This window comes from Aliiroseovarius marinus (genome assembly GCF_050881025.1).
Lineage (GTDB): Bacteria > Pseudomonadota > Alphaproteobacteria > Rhodobacterales > Rhodobacteraceae > Aliiroseovarius > Aliiroseovarius marinus_A.
Window position 1 is genome coordinate 681393 of sequence record NZ_JBNNXQ010000001.1, and the last position, 20472, is coordinate 701864.

Consider the following 20472-nt stretch of genomic DNA (forward strand, 5'->3'; position numbering starts at 1 on the left):
ATGCGTGGACCTCACAACATCTGGCGGCTGATCCGTACCGGCGCTACCTTCCAACGCACAGGCGCCATGGGCGTGGTGCTGGACGCGATGAGCGCCCCACCCGCGCTGCGCATTGCCGCCCGCGTGATCGGCTTTCCCTTCGCGTTTCTGGGCAAGAAAGGCGACACCTCCCTGCCGCCTGTGACCCGCGCGATCACCGCGCTGGGGCCAGCCTACATCAAGTTTGGGCAGATCCTATCAACCCGCCCGGACGTGGTTGGACCGGAACTGGCTGACCAGTTGCAATACCTGCAGGACAAGCTGCCGCCCTTCCCGCAAGAGGTTGCGCGCCGCATGATCGAGGCAGAACTGGGCATCTCGATCGACGAGACATTCTCGGAGTTTTCCGAACCCGTTGCCGCCGCCTCAATCGCGCAGGTGCACCGCGCACGCATCGCGGAAACCGGCAAAGAGGTCGCTGTAAAAGTGTTGCGTCCGAACATCGAACGCGCCTTCCGCACCGATATTGACGCCTTCCATTTCTCGGCCAAGCTGATCGAGTTTCTGCTGCCCTCGACTCGCCGTTTGCGCCCGACCGATGTGGTCGAGCATTTCGAAGGCGTGGTGATGGGCGAGTTGGATTTGCGCCTTGAAAGTGCCTCCGCCAGCGAGTTTGCCGAGAATACTGCGGGTGATGCAGGCTTCATCGTGCCCGAGGTCAACTGGTCACTGACCGGCCGCACCGTGATGACGCTGGGCTGGGGCGAAGGCATGGCCGCCAACGATCTGGAGGCCATTCGCGCCTCGGGTCTGGACATGAAGGACCTAGGCGAACGGGTGTTGCAACTGTTCCTGTCCCACGCATTGCGTGATGGGCTGTTTCATGGCGACATGCATCAGGGCAACCTGAAATTTGCTCCCAACGGAGACATTATCGCCATTGATTTTGGCATCATGGGGCGGATCGACGAATATACCCGCCGCGTCTATGCCGAGATTCTCTATGGCTTCATCACGCGCGACTATCGCCGCGTGGCCGAAGTGCATTTCGAAGCAGGCTATGTGCCAGCCAATCAGGACGTCGAAGAATTTGCCCGCGCCCTTCGTGCCGTGGGTGAACCGATTTTCGGCATGAACGCCACGCAGATATCGATGGGGCGGCTCCTGTCTTACCTCTTTGAAGTAACAGAAAAATTCGGGATGGAAACACGCACCGAGCTGATCCTCCTACAACGGACCATGGTGGTGGTCGAAGGAGTCGCGCGATCCCTGCATTCGGACATCAATATCTGGCAAGTCGCGAAACCGGTGGTGGAAAACTATATCTCCAGCTCGATCGGTCCACGCGCCTTGATCAGTGATTTGGGCCGCACACTGCGGGTCTTGGCCCGGTTCGGACCGCGCCTGCCAGAGCTGGCGGAAGCGGCTTTGATACGCCAGTCTACACCCCTTCCTGAACCTGATCGGGCCCGCCCGCTGCGTGCGATGGGTTATGTCGCTCTTGGCGGGTTCGTGGCGCTTGCGGCCGTGTGGATTTCAACCCTGCTCTAGCCCTGCCAGTTCAAGGTCAAAAGCTTGCAGATAAGCCGTGTCCCCCCGCGCGGCTTTCCACTTGCAATAAGCGGCCATGCGCCAGTGGAACAGGGGCTCTAGCGCCAGGTATCGTGTTGCCACATCCGGACGACCACTTGCACTGGCATAGGTTGCCAGAAAGTCCTGCTTTTCTGCCGGTGTCAGCGCGCGATGCCCATAGAGCACCTGCATGGTCGGGGAAAGAAAGATGGCGACATCCTCAGCGGGATCACCAATGGCCGGGCATTGCCAGTCGATCAAACGCAGGCCGTCTGGTTGCACCAGAATGTTCCCCGGTACGATGTCACCATGAAGAAAGACTTTGCGGGCAGCGGGGGCGCCGCCTGCCATAGACGGCAAGGGAAGAGTTGCCCCGGCTTCGCGCAGCATATTCTGTCCTTCGACCGTCAAAGCATCGGGCGCATCAGACCGTTCCGGCAATCCTTCCGGCAACGGCTGGGCATGCAGCCGCGCCATCGTCTGGGCAATATCCGCGATTTCTCCGCGCCAGGGTTGCCCGTCCAGATGCTCATAAAGCAAACTGGTGCCAAGCGCGCTTTGTTGAAACGCCAGCAGGCGGGGCGCCAGGGATCGACCGGCGAGTGCGGACAACGCAATTGCCTCCCGTGTCCCATCATTGACGAAAAGAGGGGTCGCCGCAGCAGGATCGTAGAGCTTGCAAACAAGATCCCGCCCACCCTCGCGATCAGAGACGCGCCAGATCGGATTGCTACGCCCACCCAGCAATGGGGTCCAATGAGCGCTTGCCGAAATATGACCAGAGGCAACCCAGAGCGCCCTAAGCGCATCCCCAGTTTTTTGTTCATCTCTGAACGGCATTCCACCTCTCCCCCAAGCCCGCAAAGCTAAAGCGTTTCGGTTTTAACCTGAGACTGGGGAAAACCGAAGCGCGCCAAGAGATATCAATGTCGTGGGCGTTTCGGAATAGACATGTGCCTCAAGTCCATCCCGAAACGCTTTAGGTTGATCCGGAGGGAAGCTCAAGTGGTCACACGGCCTCGCGCAGCGCGGTGATGGCGTCTGCCTGTACTTTCTCTCCACTTTCCAGAACCAGCCACAGATTGCCGCCATCATTCTGTGTTTCAACGATACGCCCATAGGCCTCGATTGGATCGGTGGACAGGTGCAATCCATTGCTGCGACTGGTGAGTTCAAAAGAATAGACCCCATGTGGCAGCGGATCGCCATATTGATCCAACCCATCCCATTCGACAGGTTCAGTCGACACGGGCAATGCTTTGCTGTCAACGATCCCGCCATCAGCATCTTTCACCACCAGTATCAGCTCATCGGCAGCAGATGCGGGTTTTGGGGACAAGGTGATCGGGTCACCGTCAAAGGTAACCGGCGCCGCCACGCGGGCTTCTTTTCCGACCCAATCAGCGATATCGGACATGCCCATAAGGCCAAGCTGAGTCCCCATCCCCTTGAGCAGCTCATTGGTTTGCACTTGCTGTTCAACATTGGCAAAGGTTGCCAGTTGCACCGCGTAGTCCGTGGATTCAATGGGGTTCAGGGGGTCTTGATTTTCCATCTGCGCGGTCAGCATGACAAGAAAAGTCTCGAAATCCGAGGCAATCATGGCATCGGTGCCTTCCGAGCTATCAAGATATTGCGCCGGTGGCGCGGTCAATGCGGCGGGCATGTTCTGGACGGGGTCCATCGCTGTCTCCTTAAATGCGAATATCTACACCAGACAAGGCGGCCAACGCCGGCGTCAGGTGGGTGTGCCCAGAGGGCTGTGAAGAGGGCTCTGCAGTCGCAGCGGGCTGGGAGCTGTAAATATCCGTTCTCTGTTCCTGATCAGGTGACCCATCGCCAGATGTGCTTGTGTCGCCTTGCTCAAACGTAAAACTGACATCTTCGTAGCCAAGGGTGCGGAATTCTTGTGCCAATTGTTCGATATTGCGCCGCATAAGCTCGAGCGTTTCTGGGCGTTCGAAGGTCAACGACACGGACATGCTTTGCGCGTCAGGCGCAAAGGTCATGCGAAGCTTCCCAAGCTCTTCCGGGTTCAATGTGATTTCAACTGGTTTGTCCGGCACGATGCGGGCCTGCCCGATAATCTGGGCCGCTATACTGCGTGGCACCTCTGCGGCGCGCATCTCGGCACCTGGCCTCATGCCGGATTGATCAGGCGCTCGCGGCTCAAACAGGGCAGCCTCAAACTGCTTTGACGTTTCTATGTCAGAAACCGGAATTTCGCTGAAAACATATGCATCCGGTCGGACCGGCAGCATGGAACTCCCTTGATTTGCCACCGTCAAGCCTTCCGGCGACGACGAGCTCCGCGCATCAGTAATCTGAGCTTTGATTGACGCAGGTTCGACCTCGCCCTTCAGAGCACCTCTGGTCCTTCTTGAAGGTTCCGTTTCATGCCGTGTCGATGCGTTCGCTGACCCCTGTGCAAAAGAAGGTACGGCACCGGGCTGAGTAGGAGCGACATTGGCTGCTGATGTGCTTCGATCACCAAACTGAGTTGCTCCGCCCTGTGTCTGACCTTGCAATGGCTCGCCCTTCTTGTCCGAGTGTTCCGCATTCATTTTTGCAGCGCCTGGCTGAGGTTGGTTCGGAACATCGATACGCGACGCTTGCGCAGAGCTGGCTTGCAGGGGCTGCGACAAAGCCGGCGCGTTTTTGCCGGAAACCTCCGCAGGAAACTGCGCAGGCAGGCGATCATCAGGTTCCTTTGTCGTTCTTAACGTTTCTTGCTCCAACGCTTCGTTCGATGCCGGCTGCCCATTCGAAAACGCAATGTGCGAGTTGGCCTGCGATATCACGTTTGCTTTGGCGTCTTGGGTGTCGGTTTTCGTATCTAACGTTGGCGCCGAAGGCAGCCAAAACTCAGGTTCCCCATCGGCATTGCGCGCCTGAACATGCGCAGTTTCCACCTGCCCGCTCATACGTTCAGACGGCGCTACGATTGGCGTGACCTCTGAGAGCGTCCCGGGCATGTCAGTGTTGGTCGCCGCTGCGGACCAAGGTACGCCTGTTTCTGTTTCGGTCTGAATATGAATGCTTTCCCTGGGCGCATCGATTTGCATTTCAGGTGATTTCTGCCCGCTCACAAATGGGGGCATCATGGGAACGGCGGTATCCGAAGTGACTTTGTTTGGCACATCTACGGAATTCGTCGACGCTGCCATCACGAGGTCCAAAGAGAACACGAGGTCCTGCTCGGGCACATCCTGTCCGCCCGCCTGCTCGGGCAGTTGCACAGCTTGCTCTGATGGCAAAGCTTCTTTGTCTCCGACCCTGGATAGGATCTGTTGCATTGGAATATGCATCTTTGACCTCGGGTATTCTTCCGCCGACACCAGCAAAAAAACACAGAGGAGTTACCACTTCTTTACTGGTTTGCCCGAAGATCGAGAAAATTTTCATGACCCGAGAGGCACTCGAATGATCACTGGAGCGATGCCCCCAACCGTGACGCAATCCTCTTCTGGCCCGCAGGACAACAGCGCGCGTGACAAGAAGCTTATGGACGCGGCCAAAGACCTTGAAGCAACGTTCCTGTCCGAGATGCTGAAGGCGGCAAAATTTGGCGAAGCTCGAGAAGGGCTTGGTGGCGGTGGCATCGGCGAGGAACAGTTTAGCTCTTTCCTACGCCAAACTCAGGCCGAAGAAATGGTCAAAGCCGGCGGTATTGGCTTGGCGCAAACCCTGTTTGAAGCCTTGAAGGAGCGTGCCGATGGGACTGTTTAGCACCGCAGGAAAGACCGATCTTCTTGAGGATGTTCTGGAACGTGAACGAGCGCTTCTCCTCTCCGGCGACATTCTTGGTCTGCAGCAACTGATCCCACATAAAGAGACCTTGCTCAAAAACGTGGTGACGCAAACGCTGCATCCGGATGCCATTGAACGGCTGAAATCTCTGGCCGCGCGCAATCAGGCACTTCTTGAAAGCTGCGCACGGGGCGTTCAGACCGCCAAGGCGCGACTGCAGGAACTTCAATCCGTCAAACAGGAACTGCGCACCTATACAGAGCAGGGAAAAAACCAGATGTTGTCGCGGGGCACCTCCAGCTTCGAACGTCGTGCCTAGAGATATTTTCCATAAAATTTAAGGCATTGAGCGCATACGGATTTAGATTTCCTTCACAAGTTCCAAGTCAAGATTTGCCTGCATCCCGTGGGGTGGCGCGCGCCAAAAAAGGTAGCGCTCAAGTCAGAATGACTTCTGAAACCCGCTTTCGGGCGGATTGAAAAACCCGGCGCAAAGCGCCGCTTGACTGAAGGAAAATGCCAATGTCCAGCATTCTGACCAACAACAGCGCCATGGTGGCGCTGCAGACGCTGAAAAATATTAACTCGAACCTGTCTTCAACCCAGGCCGAGATCTCGACCGGTAAATCCGTCGGATCCGCAAAAGACAACTCTGCTGTCTGGGCGATCTCGAAAGTCATGGAAGCCGATGTAAAGGGCTTCAAGGGCATCTCGGAAAGCCTCTCGCTTGGGGAAAGCACCGTCGCAGTGGCGCGCCAGGCTTCTGAAACCGTGACCGACCTTCTGACCGAAATCAAAGGCAAGATCGTTGCGGCGCAAGAAGACAACGTGGATCGCGGCAAGATTCAGACCGATATCGTTGCACTGCGCGATCAGATCACGTCTGTGGTCAACGCCGCTCAGTTCAATGGCCTGAACCTTGTTGATGGGTCGCAGTCGGGCACCAACTCGAACGGGAACACTGGTGTTGACGTTCTGTCGTCGCTTGATCGTAAAGCTGATGGCACCGTTGTCACCAGCTCGATCGGGGTCGATTCACAGAACCTGTCGCTGACTGCAGGCACCACGCTCGCCGCTGGCGCCGCTTCGGTCGGCACAGATGCCGGCACCGCTGGCGTCATCGACGCGAATGACGGTGGTACCAACGATTCGATCACGCTGGATACTTTTGCGTTCCTCGACACGTCAGGTGGCGCAACCGGCACCGCGGCCGTCAAACCCGATGCCGCCGGCGTAGATACCGCCGTCGACACCGGTATGGTTGTGGGCGACCAGCTGTCGCTGACCATCGGATCGGTGCAGGGCAACTATGTGGTGAAAGAAGGTGATACCGCTGAATCGGTCGTCGCAGGCATGAAAAATGCTCTCGTATCGGCCGGCTTGGATGCCAACAGCTTCTCGATGGATATCGACACCAACGCAGCAGAGCTGGTGATCACCAACGAAACGAATGCTGACATGGCCTTCTCGTTCAGCGCAACGCGCGGATCAGGTGGCCTGGCAGGTCTGGCGACCATGGACGTTTCTTCTGCTTCCGGGGCTGATGCAGCCTTGGGTGCCGTCGAGAACATGATCCAGACCTCGATTGACGCCTCGGCGGCCTTCGGTTCGGTCGAAGGACGGATCGAAATTCAATCGAACTTCGTTGGGAAACTGTCTGACTCGCTGAAGTCCGGCATCGGCGCCCTTGTGGACGCCGATATGGAGGCCACATCAGCCCGTCTGCAGGCCTTGCAGGTTCAACAACAGCTGGGCACACAGGCTCTGTCGATCGCCAACCAGGCGCCGCAGAACATCCTGTCACTGTTCCGCTAATGAACTGAGAGGGCGCCAAAAGGCGCCCTCTTATTCACCCCTGAATACACATATCACCGTCACTGGAAGGAAAACCCGTGAACGCAGTGCCCTCGGCCAAAACGGCCTACAATTCAACATCTATGGCGCCCGTCCGCACATCTCGCGGTACAGAATACGAAGTCTTCGCGCGCGTCACACGCAACATTCAATCCGCCGCATCCGCTGGCGAAACGGGATTTGGAAAGCTCGCCCAAGCGCTACACGACAACCGGCGGCTTTGGACGCTGCTCGCAGCAGACGTTTCAGAAAACGAAAATGGCCTGCCGGCAGACCTGCGCGCCCGCATATTCTATCTTTCTGAATTCACTGCCGATCACAGTCGCAAGGTCCTGTCTGAAGGCGAAAGCGCAGACATCCTTGTAGAAATCAACACGGCCATGATGCGTGGCCTTCGCCAGATGACGGAGGCAGCATGAGCGGTCTTGTCCTGAAACTCAGCCCGAAAGAACGTGTTCTTATCAACGGCGCCGTCATCGAGAATGGTGACCGCAGATCGCGATTGTCGATTGTCACACCCAACGCCAATATTTTGCGACTTCGCGATGCCATTCATCCGGAAGAGGTCAACACCCCTGTGAGACGGGTGTGCTATATTGCGCAACTGGTGTTGTCTGGAGACGCCGAAAAATCCGAGGCGAAGCTGCAACTTCTTCGCGGCATTGAACAGCTAAGTCAAATCCTTGTGGATGACGACAGCAGGTCGCTTCTGGACAGCGCTTCATCCGCTGCAATGGACGAGCAATTTTATCTCGCCATGAAGCATCTTCGTGCGTTGTTGCCACGCGAAGAGCGGCTGCTGGCTGCGCGCCTGTCATGAGCTATCAGCCGGTCATACCATTCGGCGGCATGGCCGGTTGGTCCTTTCTGAACAGAACCAGAGAGGCCCAACAGGAGGCATTTGAAACCTCGCCTCAGATGCAGCGTGATACCAATTATTTCGTTGAAAATATTGGAAAAATACAGACCGCCGAGGAGTTGGTCGGCGACTATAGACTTTTGAAGGTCGCTCTTGGGGCCTATGGTCTGGACGACGACATCGGGAACCGGTTCTTCGTGCAAAAGGTGCTGGAAGACGGAACACTGGACACAGATGATCTTGCCAACAAATTGTCTGACAAGCGCTACCTTGAAATGGCACAGGATTTCGGGTTCGGAGATTTCGACATACCCAGCACCCAGCTTTCGGATTTTGGAGCCAAGACGGTTGAGGCCTACAAAGAGAGACAGTTTGAAATCGCTGTTGGAGAGCAAAGCCAAGACCTGCGCTTGGCCATGTCTCTTGATCGCGATTTGGGCGAGATCCTGAAGAAATCCAGCTCCGACGAGACAAAATGGTTCAGCATGATGGGCAACCCACCTTTGCGATCCGTGTTTGAAACCGCACTCGGGCTTCCCAGCAGCTTTGGCACGCTCGACCTTGATCAACAACTTGAGGAGTTTCGCAATAAGTCCGAGCAATATTTCGGAAGTTCCGAGATTGACCAGTTTTCCGATCCGGAAAAGCGCGAAGAGCTGAACCGGCTCTTCCTTGTGCGCTCTCAAATCGCCAATGGAACAGCCTCGATGTCAGGTGGCGCAATCGCACTAACCCTTCTACAAAATATTTGACCGTAGACGCAGGCCACCTCGTCAAGCATCCGTCTGCATGGCGGCCGTCAGTTTCTCAAAACTCGCCCCAGTCCCCGACACTTCGCTTTCTGTCAGGAACTTGTCCAGCAATGGCCAGGCCTGAATCGCTTCGTCCAGTTCTGCATCGTTCCCTGCACTGTACAGCCCAGAGCGGATCATCATTTCAGATCGATCATATGCTCCCAACAGCCTACGTGCCTTTGATATCAATAGGTTTTCTTCATCAGTTGCTGCATCCGGAAGCGCTCGGGAAACGGATCTGAGAAGATCAATGGCCGGAAATCGGCCACGCTCCGCAATTTTTCGGTCCAAAACAACATGACCGTCCAGAACACCCCGAAGAATATCCGCGACGGGTTCTTCCATATCGGATCCTGCGACCAGTACCGAAAACACGGCGGTGATATCCCCAGAACTGCCAGCCCCCGGGCCCGCCCGTTCACACAAGGTGGTGATTTGATGTGCCGTTGAGGGTGGAAAACCGCGCAGATTCCCAGCCTCCCCTGACGCCAAAGAAATCTCTCTATGTGCCTCAGCAAAGCGCGTGACGCTATCCGCCAGAAAAAGCACATGCTGACCCTGATCGCGAAAATGCTCTGCAATCGTCATGGCGGTCCACGCACATCGACGGCGCACCATTGGAGACTGGTCCGAGGTCGCCGCGACGACCACTGACCGCCGCATACCTTCTTCTCCCAACACACGTTCGACAAACTCACGCACTTCGCGCCCTCGTTCGCCAACAAGCGCAATCACGACAACATCAGCTTGTAAACCGCGGGCAAGTTTCGCGAGCAACGTAGATTTACCAACACCCGATCCGGCGAATAGCCCGATGCGTTGCCCCCGGACGATCGGCAACAACGTATTGAAAACAGCCAACCCCGTTTCAAGCCGCGCGCCCAACGGACGGCGCTCGGTCGGATTGATCGCTTCCCCGCGCAGCTTTCTGCCAGACACACCGCGCAAGATGGGCCGTCCATCCAGTGGTTGACCCATCGGGTCCACCACACGCCCAATCCAGCCATCATCCGGCGCGATACTCACGCCCCCGTGCAAGATAACCTCATCACCGATTTGCACGCCTGTCGTGTCACCGTCAGGCAAGATGGTCACCGTGTCTTTCGACAGGTTCAACACCTCGCCCATACGGGCACTGGCATGTTTCGGCTTAATTTCAACCAGATCGGCCTGAGCCGCTTTATCCGACAGCCCCGAAACCTCGAGCACACCGCGAGAGATAGAAGAGATTCGACCGATATCAGCGGCAATCTGAAAAGACGAAATCTCTGCACATAGTTGTTCCAATCCGACTGTGGTCACCTGATGTTCCTTCTGCTTCTGGAAACCGTTTTTAAAGGAATCAGGGTTAAGGCTTAGTTGAAGCCAATCGAGGGAGAAGCCCCGATGTACGAAAAAATGCAGATCTTTAACAAGGCAACCAGCCTTGCGAAACATGCCGCTGCACGTCAGTCCGTCATTGCACAGAATGTGGCCAATGCGGATACACCCGGGTATCGCGCCCGGGATATTGCCTCATTCGCGCAATCCTATAAGGCAGGCGAAAGCGCGAGCATGCGCGCCACGCGGGTTGCTCATCTGAATGGCGCCATGGGCGCCCAATCCAACACCGAACCCGATGAAGTCTACCGGCCGGGGGCCATGTCCCCCAACGGCAACTCAGTTGCGCTGGAAAGCGAAATGATGGCCGCGGCCGAGGCAAAACGGGATCACGACCTAGCACTCGCCGTTTACAAAACAACGCTTGGCATCATGCGAAGCTCGCTTGGCCGCAGATAGGGGGCAGCACCATGAGTGATCTTAGAAATTCCGTTGCAGCCGCCGCTTCTGGCATGCAGGCCCAGGCCGAAAGGCTGCGCCATGTGTCAGAGAACATCGCGAATGCTGACACGCCGGGTTATCGCCGGAAAATGGTTAGCTTTGAGGCCGCCATGAATGCTGGTCAAAGCACCGGTCTTGTCGAGACCGGCAGGGTGCAGCTTGATAAGACAGCGTTGCCTTCCGTGTTCGATCCATCTCATCCGCTTGCGAATGAAAACGGGTTCTATGACGGGTCAAATGTGGACCTTGTGATCGAGCTTGCTGACGCACGTGAAGCCCAGAGAAGCTATGAAGCCAACCTGAAAATGTTCGACCAGTCCCGCCAAATGTCACGCGGGCTGCTGGACCTGCTGCGTAGATAAAGGAGAGAACAATGGATATCAAAACCGCTCTCGCGACACAGCAATATGCTGCATCCCGGCAAGCCGCTCAACCCATTCAAGGGTCAGAACAAAGTGCGAACTCTTTCGCTCGGGTTGCCGACGATTTTGCGAAAACAGTTCAAAATGCGGAACAGACGGCCATGTCAGCCATGTCCGGAGATGCCGACCCGCACGCCCTGGTGCAAGCCCTCGCACAGACTGAACTGGCGGTCGAAACTGCCGTCACCGTTCGGGACAAGGTGGTCGAAGCCTACCAGGAAATTCTGAGGATGCCGATCTGATGGATGAGATTGTATTCTACGACACCCTGCGAGCCGGGCTTTGGAGCGCAACCCTGATCTCCATGCCGATCCTGACGGTCGCGTTGATCGCCGGTCTGGTTGTTGGCTTGTTTCAAGCCCTGACATCCATTCAGGAAATGACACTGACCTTTGTCCCCAAGCTGGTGGCAATTCTCGTCGTGTTCTGGGGCAGCATGGGGTTCATGACCGAAACGCTCGTCGGGTTCTTTCAAACCCGTCTTATCCCACTGATCGCAGGAGGATAGCATGGACAATATCGGCTACACCTCCCTTACCCGCCAATCGGGCCTGATGCGCGAAATGCAGACCGTTGCGAACAACATCGCGAACGCATCAACAACCGGCTTCCGGCGCGAAGGTGTTATCTTCTCGGAGTTCGTTCACAACTTGGAACAAGCCGACCCGTCCCTATCAATGGCACGTGCCAACACTCGTGCCATTGATCTGAGCCAGGGCACATTGACCCAAACTGGTGGCACGTTCGACTTCGCCATCGAAGGCGATGGGTTCTTTCTGGTTGACGGGGCAGATGGGCAATATCTGTCGCGCGCTGGATCATTCACGCCTTCTGCAGAGGGCGAGTTGATGACCGCCGACGGATACCGGCTTCTGGACGCAGGAGGGTCCCCTGTTTTCGTGCCCCCCGGCGCGCAGTCAATCATCTTGTCGCGTGACGGCACAATGTCTGCAGATGGAAACCCGCTGTCGAATATCGGGCTATATGTTCCGACCGACCCAAACGACTTGCTGCATAGAAGCGGTGTGCTGTTCGAAGCACCCGGCGGTGTCGAGCCCGCCCTGACGGAACCCGTCATTCTGCAGGGGTTCGTTGAGAACTCAAATGTCGATCCGATCATCGAGGTCGCCCGCATGATCGAAGTTCAGCGCAGCTATGAACTGGGCCAACAATTTCTTGAAACCGAGGATCAGCGCATCCGCTCTGTCCTGAAAACGGTCATGGGATAAAGGAGATCTAAGATGAGAGCACTCAAGATTGCCGCGACCGGAATGATGGCCCAGCAGATGCGGGTTGAGACCATTTCCAACAACCTCGCGAACATGTCGACCACTGGCTATAACGCGAGAAGGGCGGAATTTGCGGACCTTCACTACCAACAACTTGCACGCGCCGGGTCGATCAATGCGTCCAATGGCGCGACATTGCCGACGGGTATCCAGCTTGGGTTGGGCGTTCGTACATCCTCGGTCAATATGCTGGTCCAACAAGGCACCCTTGCCCAAACCGGCGGCAAGTTGGACCTTGCAATCGAGGGTCAAGGCTATCTCGAAGTTACACTGCCGTCAGGTGCGTCAGCATACACACGTGATGGGGGACTGAAGCTCACAGGTGATGGATTGATTGTCACCACGGATGGCTACCCCGTTGTGCCGGAAATCACCGTACCAGCGGATGCGCGCGACATTTCTATCAACGCGGACGGGGAGGTCTATGCCTATTTCGAGAACGTCGTCGAACCTGAACTTCTAGGCAGTCTGACCCTTGCGAATTTCACAAATGACAAGGGATTGGAGGCCATCGGCTCAAACATGTTCCGTGAAACGCCTGCATCCGGTCCCGCCGTTGTGGGGGCTCCTGGTGAAGATGGTCGTGGACGCCTTCGGCAGGGATATCTTGAAAACAGCTCTGTCGATTCAGTACGTGAAATCACCGAACTGATCGAAGCGCAGCGAGGCTATGAGCTGAACTCAAAAGTCATTACCGCAGCCGATCAGATGCTCGCAGCAACGACCCAGGTGCGCTGATGAAACATCTGATCTGGACATTTCTATTCGGCAGTTTTGCACTGCCCGCGCTTTGCGACACGGTGGTGGCCACCCGCAACATCCGAACCAACAGCATTATCACGGAAACCGATCTAAAACTGGTCGCAACGGAAACTCCGGGCGGATTCGATACGGTAGAGGATATTGTCGGCCAAGAGGCCCGCGCAGTCATCTATGCCGGACGCCCGGTCATGGTCAAAGACATTGGCCCACCTGCCCTGATCGAACGCAATCAGATCGTCGCCCTTCTGTATAAGGCAGGTGGGCTTTCCATATACGCAGAAGGTCGAAGCCTATCCCGTGCCGGGTTGGGTGATCGCGTTCGAATCATGAATCTCAGCTCTCGTTCAACTGTCTCTGGCACCGTCCAGCAAGATGGCAGTGTGCTCGTTTCAAGTTCAATTCAACACACAAACTAAAGGCAGATTATGCGGATTGTTCTCCTCTTCATCACTCTGATCTCAATCACCGCATGTGCGCGAGTAAAAGACATTGGGCAACCACCCGAACTCCAACCGGTCGAAATGAGCGCCGAGCACATAGCTATGAACGCCTCCGCTCTTCCACTGAAAACTCCTGAAAAGCCCAAGCAGCATCGGGCCTCTTTGTGGAGCGGTGGACGCCAATCATTGTTGGGCGATCGCCGCGCGCAGATGGCCGGAGACATCATGACAGTGGTGATTGAAATCAATGATCGTGCGGAGTTTTCCAACAGTTCAGCACGCGCCCGCGGAGGGGCTGAAGAGATGGGAATTCCAAACCTTTTTGGGATCCCGCAATCAGTGGACAAAGACCTTCCGACAGGCGCGTCTCTTGGCAAGGCGGTTTCGCTATCTTCCAGCAGCACCTCAAATGGGAACGGCACTATCAAGCGAAACGAAAAGCTTGAGCTCCGCGTTGCTGCAACGGTGATTGGCACTCTTCCAAATGGCGTCCTTCAAATTCAGGGTACGCAGGAAGTACGCGTAAATTTCGAACTCAGAGAGCTTCTTGTCACAGGGTTTGTTCGCCCCGAAGATATCTCGCGCCAGAACGAGATCTCATATGACAAAATCGCCTCGGCTCGCATTTCATATGGTGGCCGTGGACAGATTACGGACGTGCAACAACCGCGATACGGCCAACAAGTCGCCGATATCGTTCTTCCGTTCTAAGGACTGGATCAATGGGTAAAATACTTCCGATACTTCTTGCATTGATTGGCTTGGCGGCTGGTGTTGGTGGCGGCATTATGTTGCGCCCGCCTCCCGAAGTGGTTGAAATCAACCCCTGCGGCGAAGGGGAAGCTGCACCAAAACCTGCTGCCGAAGAAGATCTCGAGGAGGAAGGGGCAACAAGCAGCGAGTTCGTGAAACTGAACAATCAGTTTGTTGTGCCAATCATCGAAAGTGAGAAGGTCAAAGGGCTTGTGGTGCTGTCCTTGAGCATAGAGGTCGAAACGGGCTCACGCGAAGGGGTTTACCAGAGGGAGCCGAAGCTACAGGACGCCCTACTGCAAACTTTGTTCGACCATGCAAACCGCGGAGGATTTGATGGCGTATTCACACAATCCAGCCGCCTGGACACGCTGCGCACGGCCCTTACAGAAAGCGCCCGCGTCGTTTTAGGCCCTGTCGTGATAGATGTCGAAGTCACCAACATTGTCAGACAGGACATTTAAATCATGGCGATTAGAACCGGTCAGAGGAAAAAGGCGTCAGATCAATAGCGCCGGACCGGTCCAATACCAAATCTCTGACCAGTTCGGCGGTTCCTGCCGATTGCGTTAGGCCCAAATGCGCATGCCCGAATGCGTAGACCACCTGATGCGCACGGCTGGAACGGGAGATCACAGGACGGCTGTCGGGAAGCGATGGGCGGTATCCCATCCATTGCACTCCATCTTTCAGATCGATACCCGGCATGAAACGGCGCACTTTTTCAACGAGGATTTCAGACCGGCGATAGTTTGCGGGCGCTTTCAGCCCTGCAAGCTCAACAGCCCCGCCTATTCGAATACCATTCCCGATGCGGCTGGCAACAAACCCATGATCAGCGAATGTTACATGTGTTTTCAGATCGAAGGTCGTATATGCGTAGGTCGTGTTGTAGCCGCGTTCTGTTTCAAGCGGCATATGATCCCCAAGCTGCTTTGCCAGATGATGAGACCATGCACCTGCTGAGATCACACAGCTTTTTGCCCGCCATTTCCCGTGATTGGTCGTAACCTCGACGTGATCGTCTATTGTCTGAATGCCACTGACCTCGGCAATTTCGAAGCACCCGCCCGCATCCTGAAAGGCCTGACCCACATTTTTTGTCCAAACCGCAGGGTCTGTGCAATTGAACCATCCAGGCGTATACCCAGCATAGGTGAAACGAGACGAGATGCCGGGCTGCACCTCTGCAATTGCAGCCGCAGACCTGAGAAGTTCAAAATCAATTCCCAGCTCCTTTCGCCTGTTCCAGACATGACCAGCCGCATCGAAGCTGCGTTGACTATCATATAGCTGAAGCTGCCCTTCGCGCCGTATCAGATGCTCGGCCTGAAGCCGGTTCAACTGACGTTCAAACGCGTCTTTGCACAGCCTCATCAATTCCGCCTGAGCACGTATGGATTCCAGATAGGTTTTCTTGTGACTGGCCCGCCAGAACCGATACATCCATGGAAGCAGTGCTGGCAAATAGGTGGGGCGCACCGAAAGTGGCCCAAGCGGATCGAGCAACCATCGCGGCGCTTTTTGCATAATGCCAGGCGCGGCAAGAGGCTCGATTTCAGAGAAGGCAAAGGCGCCCGCATTGCCTGCCGATGTCTCGGCACCAACCCCTTTTCGGTCTAGAAGCAGAACTTTCTGCCCCGCGTCCCGCAACGCCAGCGCCGCGCTAACTCCAACGATCCCTGCCCCAATGACAACTACATCAAAACTGCTCATGCCGTCCCTACCTGTCAGGAAATTCCATTCATGTATGGATCGTCGCAAGAAAAAATCAATTCAGAAAGTGCCGTGACATAGGCGCGGCCCAATATTTCCGGGACTACTCGATCATTTTCCGCATGCTGAAACTTCAAGCGATATCGGCTTCCAATGATGCTCTCTTGCACCCAAGTATCTCCGGGGGCCACACAACCGTCTTCCGCCAAACAGGCCAGCTTTGCCGACGACCCCGTGCCGCATGGGGAGCGGTCAAAAGCACCACCCGGGCAAAGCACAAAATTGCGCGCGTCACTTCCTTCCCGCAGGGCGGGTCCCGAGAATTCGATATGATCAATAAACGCACCGTTTTGGCCCGTGATATTATCAGCCACCAACGCATCGCGTATTCGTGTAGCGATCACTGTCAAATCGTTCACATGAGACAGCTGCAAAGGCGTTTCGATGTCGCTGGTCAGGAAAAACCAGTTGCCGCCCCAGGCCACATCGCCGGAGATCTGACCCAGCCCGTCGACGGCTACAGTCACATTTTTCAGATGCCTGTAGCTGGGAACATTGGTCACACGAACGGTGTTGTCATCAAGTAGGTCAACCGCAACCACGCCCACAGGTGTTTCAAACCGATGAACACCCGGACTGATGCGCCCCAGATAAGCAAGCGTCACCGCCAAGCCGATCGTGGCATGACCGCACATCCCAAGATTTCCAACCGTGTTGAAAAAAATCACGCCAGCCGAGCAGCTTGGGTCTTCGCTTTCGACCAGATAGGCGCCAACGATGGCATCATGACCACGCGGCTCGTTCAAGACGGCTGAGTATATCCAAGCGTGGTCGTTGCGCAGAACTTCGGCCTTCTGCGCAACGGTGCCCGGTCCAAGGTCAGGACCGCCGCTTAGAATAACCCGCGTGGGTTCGCCCGCGGTATGGCTATCAACCACTTTCATATTGGGCCGATCAGCCCTGACCTTTCCAGTTCGCATACCAAGCCTTGAATTGTTCAAATTGCGCACGCGCAAAGTTGCTTTGGGCCGCACTCAACTTATCGCTTTCATTGAAATGATAGCGGTAGTTCTTGTCCCCGGACAGCTCCATCAAAAACTTGTAGTAAAGAACCAGGTCGGCGCCTTCATCAAAGCGGGACAGAACCGCCAATGCATCTTCCAATTCCAAGGCGCGCCGATGGGCCACCGGATCACCTTTCGCCGCTTTGGATGAAAGCTCGACCAGATGCAGGACTTCTTTGGGCAGCACGTTGCCAATACCCGTGATCGCCCCTTCGGCGCCGCATCGGGTATACCCATGCACCACGGCCGTATCTACGCCGACAGCCAAGGTAACTTTGTCATCCTGGGACGTGATATGCTCCGCCGCATAGCTTAGGTCATCCTTGCCCCCAAATTCTTTGAAGCCAACCAAGTTCGGATGTTCAGCACGCAAGGAAAAAAACAAATCCGCACGTGTTGCGAACCCATAATAGGGGCTGTTGTAGATTACCGCAGGCGTATCGGGGGCGGCTGACAGGATCGCTTTGAAGTGATCGCGTTGCGCTGCAATCGAACTGCCACGCGACAAAACACGAGGGATCACCATCAGCCCTCGTGCGCCGACAGCGGCAGCATGTTCTGCATGGGCCACCGCCATGCGCGTGTTGATCGCGCCCGTACCGACGATGACCGGCACCCCTGCATCCGTCAGGCGCGCGACACCTTCCATGCGTTCGGCATCGGTCAAAAGCGGCCAATCCCCCATCGAGCCGCAATAGACAACGGCCGACATGCCTTGTGCCATCAACGCCGCGCCCTTCTCGACCAGAGCGTCAAAGTTTGGGGTGCGGTCCGCGTTGCAGGGGGTCATCAACGCAGGAATGCATCCATGAAAAGCAGAAACAGTCATCACTTCGTCCTTTAAACCTGATGTTTTCATGTGCATAACTTATATTGTATCCAATATTCAATATAAATATCGAAATGCTTCAACCTTTGGACACAACTTGCTAATCTGCGCCGAAGGAGACCCCTCGATGCAGCTAAAATCCGTGGATATTTCGAAAACAGCCTCGGCCACGTCGATCATTTTTGATTCGCTCAAGAAGGCGATCGTCGAAGGAGAGCTGACCGCTGGGACGCCTCTTCGGCAGGACGAGATCGCAAAAATGTTCAACACGTCCCGCATACCGGTGCGAGAGGCGATCTTACGTCTGGAAGAGCACGGATTGGTGAAATCTCAGCGTTATAAGGGCGCTGTGGTGTCATCCCTGTCACCAGAGGAAGCGTCAGAGATTTTTGACTTTCGTGCTTTGCTGGAACCGCATCTGATTGGGGTCGCGGTTCCCAAAATGACGCCTGAAGTCCTTGCAACCTCGCGCACCTATTGTGATGCATTTGCCAAGTCACCAGACCCGATGGAGTGGGGTGATTTGAACCGACGTTTTCACGCCACCCTCTATGAGGCCAGCGGGTTGACCTATCACATCGAAGCCATCGACAACGCGCTGAACCGAATTGACCGTTACCTGCGCGCGCAGCTGGTCCTGAGCGATGGCATGATGCGGGCAAACAACGAGCACAGCCAGATCCAGGACGCGTGCGAGCGCGGTGACGCCGAAGCTGCTGCAGACCTGACACGGGCGCATATTCTTGGTGCGCGCGACAGCTTGTTGTCAAACCTCGCGCGCCTGACGCGTTAACAGGGACACGCTTTACTTTGGGTCGCTGATTATCTGTCCGCGACAAACCCTGCCGTTCTCGGGTTCGACGCGGTGTCTGAGACTTTGGGAAAACACGTGGGGAACCCGTTCGTCCTCAGAAACTCATCCACCTATTCCGCTTCAATATGTGTCTCGACCCGGCCCAAGCCGTCAATCTCTGCAACGCAGTGATCACCGTGGGTCAATTCAGAAACACCTTCTGGCGTACCGGTGAATATCAAATCCCCGGGCATGAGTTCCACCAATGACGACAGATACGCGATCACTTCCTCAACCGACCAGATCAAGTCTGACAGGTCAGATGTCTGTCTTGCCTCACCATTCACCGACAGCGCAATCCGACCCTGTTTGAAATGTCCCGTTTCACCGACTGGATGCAACTCTCCGCAGGGCGCAGAATGGTCAAAACCTTTCGCCATATCCCATGGACGCCCGGCCGCTTTCGCCTCGGCCTGGATATCTCGCCGGGTCAGATCATTTCCCACTGCATAGCCCCAGACGTGATCCAGCGCGTCCTTGACGGCAATGTCGCGCCCGCCGGTGCCTATGGCGACCACCAGTTCAACCTCGTGATGCAGGTTCGATGTGCCGGGCGGGTAGGATATGGTTGCGCCATCCGGCACCAAGGTGTCAGCAGGCTTTGAGAAAAAGAACGGCAACTCGCGGTCTGGGTTTGACCCCATTTCACGCGCATGGGCTGCATAATTCTGACCAACGCAATAGATCCGGCGCACTGGGAACTTTTGATCGGACCCGGCCACGGGTAAAAACGGTTGTGCCGATGCGGGAATTGCCCAAGTCATTTAAGAAACACCTTTCCATTCATCGTGTCTGCGACCGGCGCGCCCATCAGAGACAAAACAGTTGGCGCCAATTGCGTTTGGCACAGAATATCACTGTCATCCGCAATCGTTGCATCCCCGAAATAGTAAAGCGCGACATCCTGTTGCACATCTTCATGACCGCCATGATGACCGCGATCTGTTTGGCCGTGATCAGCGGTCACGATCACCTCATAACCCTGATCCCGCCAGCGTTTGATGAACGGGGCCATCTGTTCATCCATCTTGAAACAGGCATCATCCATTTCATGACAGTCATGCCCAAATCGGTGCCCCATACTGTCCAGCGTACACGTGTGCAGGATACCGTAGTCGATCTTCTTGCGCTCGCACAGCATGGTCAGCGTGCCAAACAGATCGACATCCGCGGGGGTGCATTGGTTGATCATCCCATAGCCGGACATTGTGTGGAACCGGCCGTGATTGATGGTGTCGCTGTCTGGCTCGTCATATTCCACATCACGCACCACGTCGAAAGGCGAACGATTGAAGAACTCGGACCAGAAGGAATGCGTGACCGCCCCCGTCACGCCACCTGCCTTACGCACCTGACTGAAAATGTCGTCATGTGACAGGCGAAAGACGTCATGATTGCCCGTGCAGCCGTGCTCCTGCGGGGTGACCCCGGTATGGATCGAAGCATAACAGCTGGCCGAGGTCGACGGCAGCACCGCGCGCATCTTGAGCAATTTGGCGTCGCCGGATTGCACCCAACCTTCCAGATTGCCAAATAACCGGCGCCAATTGCGATACGGCACACCGTCGATGATAAGAAGCAGGAGTTTTCTGTCCATGTCTGCGCCCTTCCAGATTGCGCATTACGTTGCCTCACCCTAAGCGCCCCCAATCACAGATTTATGCAACATACGCGCCAAGTTGATGTCGGTTTTGATCTTCGCAACGAAAACGAGG

At 55.8% G+C, this 20472-nt stretch carries 26 protein-coding genes; 17 read left to right on the plus strand and 9 right to left on the minus strand.

The window, feature by feature from the left end:
- Positions 1 to 1530, plus strand: coding sequence for a 2-polyprenylphenol 6-hydroxylase (gene ubiB, locus ACRY08_RS03180; protein ID WP_432448396.1), 1530 nt, complete (start codon positions 1 to 3; stop codon positions 1528 to 1530).
- Here ubiB and ACRY08_RS03185 read toward each other — a convergent pair.
- The 3 genes from ACRY08_RS03185 to ACRY08_RS03195 form a co-directional block, all read right to left on the minus strand.
- Positions 1516 to 2391: a phosphotransferase family protein gene (locus ACRY08_RS03185; protein WP_432448397.1), complete on the minus strand. Its 876-nt coding sequence runs from the start codon at positions 2389 to 2391 to the stop codon at positions 1516 to 1518. The two genes, ubiB and ACRY08_RS03185, sit on opposite strands and share 15 nt — an antisense overlap.
- Before the next feature lie 169 nt (positions 2392 to 2560).
- Positions 2561 to 3235 (minus strand): flagellar hook capping FlgD N-terminal domain-containing protein, encoded by a 675-nt coding sequence (locus ACRY08_RS03190; protein ID WP_432448398.1) that lies wholly within the window; start codon positions 3233 to 3235, stop codon positions 2561 to 2563.
- A 10-nt stretch (positions 3236 to 3245) separates the two neighbouring features.
- A complete protein-coding gene (locus tag ACRY08_RS03195) occupies positions 3246 to 4859 on the minus strand; it encodes a flagellar hook-length control protein FliK (RefSeq protein ID WP_432448399.1) in 1614 nt (537 codons plus the stop codon).
- A gap of 196 nt (positions 4860 to 5055) precedes the next feature.
- On the opposite strand from ACRY08_RS03195, the gene ACRY08_RS03200 reads away from it, so the two are divergent.
- From ACRY08_RS03200 to ACRY08_RS03225, 6 genes are all read left to right on the plus strand, one after another.
- Positions 5056 to 5280 (plus strand): rod-binding protein, encoded by a 225-nt coding sequence (locus ACRY08_RS03200; RefSeq protein WP_432448840.1) that lies wholly within the window; start codon positions 5056 to 5058, stop codon positions 5278 to 5280.
- Complete coding sequence (locus ACRY08_RS03205; protein WP_432448400.1) at positions 5267 to 5620, plus strand: hypothetical protein; 354 nt, start codon at positions 5267 to 5269, stop codon at positions 5618 to 5620. Before ACRY08_RS03200 ends, ACRY08_RS03205 begins: the two co-directional genes overlap by 14 nt.
- 203 nt (positions 5621 to 5823) lie before the next feature.
- Complete coding sequence (locus ACRY08_RS03210) at positions 5824 to 7116, plus strand: flagellin (protein ID WP_432448401.1); 1293 nt, start codon at positions 5824 to 5826, stop codon at positions 7114 to 7116.
- A 77-nt stretch (positions 7117 to 7193) separates the two neighbouring features.
- Positions 7194 to 7574, plus strand: coding sequence for a flagellar biosynthesis regulator FlaF (flaF, locus tag ACRY08_RS03215; RefSeq protein ID WP_432448402.1), 381 nt, complete (start codon positions 7194 to 7196; stop codon positions 7572 to 7574).
- Positions 7571 to 7975, plus strand: coding sequence for a flagellar biosynthesis repressor FlbT (gene flbT / locus ACRY08_RS03220; RefSeq protein ID WP_432448403.1), 405 nt, complete (start codon positions 7571 to 7573; stop codon positions 7973 to 7975). The genes flaF and flbT overlap by 4 nt, the downstream gene beginning before the upstream one ends.
- A 98-nt stretch (positions 7976 to 8073) precedes the next feature.
- Positions 8074 to 8766 carry a DUF1217 domain-containing protein gene (locus tag ACRY08_RS03225; protein WP_432448404.1) on the plus strand — a complete coding sequence of 231 codons (693 nt, stop codon included), beginning with the start codon at positions 8074 to 8076 and terminating at the stop codon, positions 8764 to 8766.
- 21 nt (positions 8767 to 8787) lie between these two features.
- On the opposite strand, the gene ACRY08_RS03230 is transcribed toward ACRY08_RS03225, so the two are convergent.
- Entirely contained in the window at positions 8788 to 10245 is a 1458-nt protein-coding gene (locus ACRY08_RS03230; protein ID WP_432448405.1) for a FliI/YscN family ATPase, read from the minus strand.
- Here ACRY08_RS03230 and ACRY08_RS03235 point away from each other — a divergent pair.
- From ACRY08_RS03235 to ACRY08_RS03275, 9 genes are read left to right on the plus strand one after another with little or no spacing between them, the layout of a single operon-like run.
- On the plus strand, positions 10207 to 10587 hold the full coding sequence (locus ACRY08_RS03235; RefSeq protein ID WP_432448406.1) for a FlgB family protein: 381 nt from the start codon (positions 10207 to 10209) through the stop codon (positions 10585 to 10587). The two genes, ACRY08_RS03230 and ACRY08_RS03235, sit on opposite strands and share 39 nt — an antisense overlap.
- A gap of 11 nt (positions 10588 to 10598) precedes the next feature.
- On the plus strand, positions 10599 to 10991 hold the full coding sequence (gene flgC / locus ACRY08_RS03240; protein ID WP_432448407.1) for a flagellar basal body rod protein FlgC: 393 nt from the start codon (positions 10599 to 10601) through the stop codon (positions 10989 to 10991).
- A gap of 11 nt (positions 10992 to 11002) precedes the next feature.
- A complete protein-coding gene (gene fliE / locus ACRY08_RS03245; RefSeq protein ID WP_432448408.1) occupies positions 11003 to 11293 on the plus strand; it encodes a flagellar hook-basal body complex protein FliE in 291 nt (96 codons plus the stop codon).
- Positions 11293 to 11559 (plus strand): flagellar biosynthetic protein FliQ, encoded by a 267-nt coding sequence (locus ACRY08_RS03250; protein WP_432448409.1) that lies wholly within the window; start codon positions 11293 to 11295, stop codon positions 11557 to 11559. Before fliE ends, ACRY08_RS03250 begins: the two co-directional genes overlap by 1 nt.
- A 1-nt stretch (position 11560) precedes the next feature.
- Positions 11561 to 12280 carry a flagellar hook-basal body complex protein gene (locus ACRY08_RS03255; protein WP_432448410.1) on the plus strand — a complete coding sequence of 240 codons (720 nt, stop codon included), beginning with the start codon at positions 11561 to 11563 and terminating at the stop codon, positions 12278 to 12280.
- A 12-nt stretch (positions 12281 to 12292) separates the two neighbouring features.
- A complete protein-coding gene (gene flgG, locus ACRY08_RS03260; RefSeq protein ID WP_432448411.1) occupies positions 12293 to 13078 on the plus strand; it encodes a flagellar basal-body rod protein FlgG in 786 nt (261 codons plus the stop codon).
- A complete protein-coding gene (flgA, locus tag ACRY08_RS03265) occupies positions 13078 to 13518 on the plus strand; it encodes a flagellar basal body P-ring formation chaperone FlgA (RefSeq protein ID WP_432448412.1) in 441 nt (146 codons plus the stop codon). Before flgG ends, flgA begins: the two co-directional genes overlap by 1 nt.
- Before the next feature lie 9 nt (positions 13519 to 13527).
- Positions 13528 to 14253: a flagellar basal body L-ring protein FlgH gene (gene flgH / locus ACRY08_RS03270; RefSeq protein WP_432448413.1), complete on the plus strand. Its 726-nt coding sequence runs from the start codon at positions 13528 to 13530 to the stop codon at positions 14251 to 14253.
- A gap of 11 nt (positions 14254 to 14264) precedes the next feature.
- The gene (locus ACRY08_RS03275; RefSeq protein WP_432448414.1) at positions 14265 to 14759 is read left to right on the plus strand and encodes a flagellar basal body-associated FliL family protein; all 495 of its coding nucleotides are present in this window, start codon (positions 14265 to 14267) and stop codon (positions 14757 to 14759) included.
- Positions 14760 to 14769: 10 nt separating this feature from the next.
- Here the strand turns inward: ACRY08_RS03275 and ACRY08_RS03280 are convergent, their stop codons facing one another.
- Genes ACRY08_RS03280 through ACRY08_RS03290 form a run of 3 tightly spaced genes read right to left on the minus strand, consistent with a single transcriptional unit; the run spans position 14770 to position 17904 of the window.
- Complete coding sequence (locus ACRY08_RS03280) at positions 14770 to 16011, minus strand: NAD(P)/FAD-dependent oxidoreductase (protein ID WP_432448415.1); 1242 nt, start codon at positions 16009 to 16011, stop codon at positions 14770 to 14772.
- 14 nt (positions 16012 to 16025) lie between these two features.
- Positions 16026 to 16991, minus strand: a complete 966-nt coding sequence (locus tag ACRY08_RS03285; RefSeq protein WP_432448416.1) for a proline racemase family protein — start codon at positions 16989 to 16991, stop codon at positions 16026 to 16028.
- Positions 16966 to 17904, minus strand: coding sequence for a dihydrodipicolinate synthase family protein (locus tag ACRY08_RS03290; protein WP_432448417.1), 939 nt, complete (start codon positions 17902 to 17904; stop codon positions 16966 to 16968). The genes ACRY08_RS03285 and ACRY08_RS03290 overlap by 26 nt, the downstream gene beginning before the upstream one ends.
- A gap of 127 nt (positions 17905 to 18031) precedes the next feature.
- Here ACRY08_RS03290 and ACRY08_RS03295 point away from each other — a divergent pair, with 127 nt between their 5' ends.
- Positions 18032 to 18697 carry a GntR family transcriptional regulator gene (locus ACRY08_RS03295; protein ID WP_432448418.1) on the plus strand — a complete coding sequence of 222 codons (666 nt, stop codon included), beginning with the start codon at positions 18032 to 18034 and terminating at the stop codon, positions 18695 to 18697.
- Between the two features lie 131 nt (positions 18698 to 18828).
- Here the strand turns inward: ACRY08_RS03295 and ACRY08_RS03300 are convergent, their stop codons facing one another.
- Positions 18829 to 19521, minus strand: a complete 693-nt coding sequence (locus ACRY08_RS03300; RefSeq protein ID WP_432448419.1) for a fumarylacetoacetate hydrolase family protein — start codon at positions 19519 to 19521, stop codon at positions 18829 to 18831.
- Positions 19518 to 20354 carry an alkaline phosphatase family protein gene (locus ACRY08_RS03305; RefSeq protein WP_432448420.1) on the minus strand — a complete coding sequence of 279 codons (837 nt, stop codon included), beginning with the start codon at positions 20352 to 20354 and terminating at the stop codon, positions 19518 to 19520. Before ACRY08_RS03305 ends, ACRY08_RS03300 begins: the two co-directional genes overlap by 4 nt.
- Positions 20355 to 20472: the final 118 nt, after the last annotated feature.

Excerpts from the sequence above, each read along its gene's own strand:
- ubiB (WP_432448396.1), top strand. The coding sequence starts at position 1 with ATGCGTGGACCTCACAACATCTGGCGGCTGATCCGTACCGGCGCTACC.
- ACRY08_RS03185 (WP_432448397.1), bottom strand. The coding sequence starts at position 2,391 with ATGCCGTTCAGAGATGAACAAAAAACTGGGGATGCGCTTAGGGCGCTC.
- ACRY08_RS03190 (WP_432448398.1), bottom strand. The coding sequence starts at position 3,235 with ATGGACCCCGTCCAGAACATGCCCGCCGCATTGACCGCGCCACCGGCG.
- ACRY08_RS03195 (WP_432448399.1), bottom strand. The coding sequence starts at position 4,859 with ATGCATATTCCAATGCAACAGATCCTATCCAGGGTCGGAGACAAAGAA.
- ACRY08_RS03200 (WP_432448840.1), top strand. The coding sequence starts at position 5,056 with ATGGACGCGGCCAAAGACCTTGAAGCAACGTTCCTGTCCGAGATGCTG.
- ACRY08_RS03205 (WP_432448400.1), top strand. The coding sequence starts at position 5,267 with ATGGGACTGTTTAGCACCGCAGGAAAGACCGATCTTCTTGAGGATGTT.
- ACRY08_RS03210 (WP_432448401.1), top strand. The coding sequence starts at position 5,824 with ATGTCCAGCATTCTGACCAACAACAGCGCCATGGTGGCGCTGCAGACG.
- flbT (WP_432448403.1), top strand. The coding sequence starts at position 7,571 with ATGAGCGGTCTTGTCCTGAAACTCAGCCCGAAAGAACGTGTTCTTATC.
- ACRY08_RS03225 (WP_432448404.1), top strand. The coding sequence starts at position 8,074 with ATGCAGCGTGATACCAATTATTTCGTTGAAAATATTGGAAAAATACAG.
- ACRY08_RS03235 (WP_432448406.1), top strand. The coding sequence starts at position 10,207 with ATGCAGATCTTTAACAAGGCAACCAGCCTTGCGAAACATGCCGCTGCA.
- ACRY08_RS03230 (WP_432448405.1), bottom strand. The coding sequence starts at position 10,245 with ATGTTTCGCAAGGCTGGTTGCCTTGTTAAAGATCTGCATTTTTTCGTA.
- flgC (WP_432448407.1), top strand. The coding sequence starts at position 10,599 with ATGAGTGATCTTAGAAATTCCGTTGCAGCCGCCGCTTCTGGCATGCAG.
- fliE (WP_432448408.1), top strand. The coding sequence starts at position 11,003 with ATGGATATCAAAACCGCTCTCGCGACACAGCAATATGCTGCATCCCGG.
- ACRY08_RS03250 (WP_432448409.1), top strand. The coding sequence starts at position 11,293 with ATGGATGAGATTGTATTCTACGACACCCTGCGAGCCGGGCTTTGGAGC.
- ACRY08_RS03255 (WP_432448410.1), top strand. The coding sequence starts at position 11,561 with ATGGACAATATCGGCTACACCTCCCTTACCCGCCAATCGGGCCTGATG.
- flgG (WP_432448411.1), top strand. The coding sequence starts at position 12,293 with ATGAGAGCACTCAAGATTGCCGCGACCGGAATGATGGCCCAGCAGATG.
- flgA (WP_432448412.1), top strand. The coding sequence starts at position 13,078 with ATGAAACATCTGATCTGGACATTTCTATTCGGCAGTTTTGCACTGCCC.
- flgH (WP_432448413.1), top strand. The coding sequence starts at position 13,528 with ATGCGGATTGTTCTCCTCTTCATCACTCTGATCTCAATCACCGCATGT.
- ACRY08_RS03275 (WP_432448414.1), top strand. The coding sequence starts at position 14,265 with ATGGGTAAAATACTTCCGATACTTCTTGCATTGATTGGCTTGGCGGCT.
- ACRY08_RS03280 (WP_432448415.1), bottom strand. The coding sequence starts at position 16,011 with ATGAGCAGTTTTGATGTAGTTGTCATTGGGGCAGGGATCGTTGGAGTT.
- ACRY08_RS03285 (WP_432448416.1), bottom strand. The coding sequence starts at position 16,991 with ATGCGAACTGGAAAGGTCAGGGCTGATCGGCCCAATATGAAAGTGGTT.
- ACRY08_RS03290 (WP_432448417.1), bottom strand. The coding sequence starts at position 17,904 with ATGACTGTTTCTGCTTTTCATGGATGCATTCCTGCGTTGATGACCCCC.
- ACRY08_RS03295 (WP_432448418.1), top strand. The coding sequence starts at position 18,032 with ATGCAGCTAAAATCCGTGGATATTTCGAAAACAGCCTCGGCCACGTCG.
- ACRY08_RS03300 (WP_432448419.1), bottom strand. The coding sequence starts at position 19,521 with ATGACTTGGGCAATTCCCGCATCGGCACAACCGTTTTTACCCGTGGCC.
- ACRY08_RS03305 (WP_432448420.1), bottom strand. The coding sequence starts at position 20,354 with ATGGACAGAAAACTCCTGCTTCTTATCATCGACGGTGTGCCGTATCGC.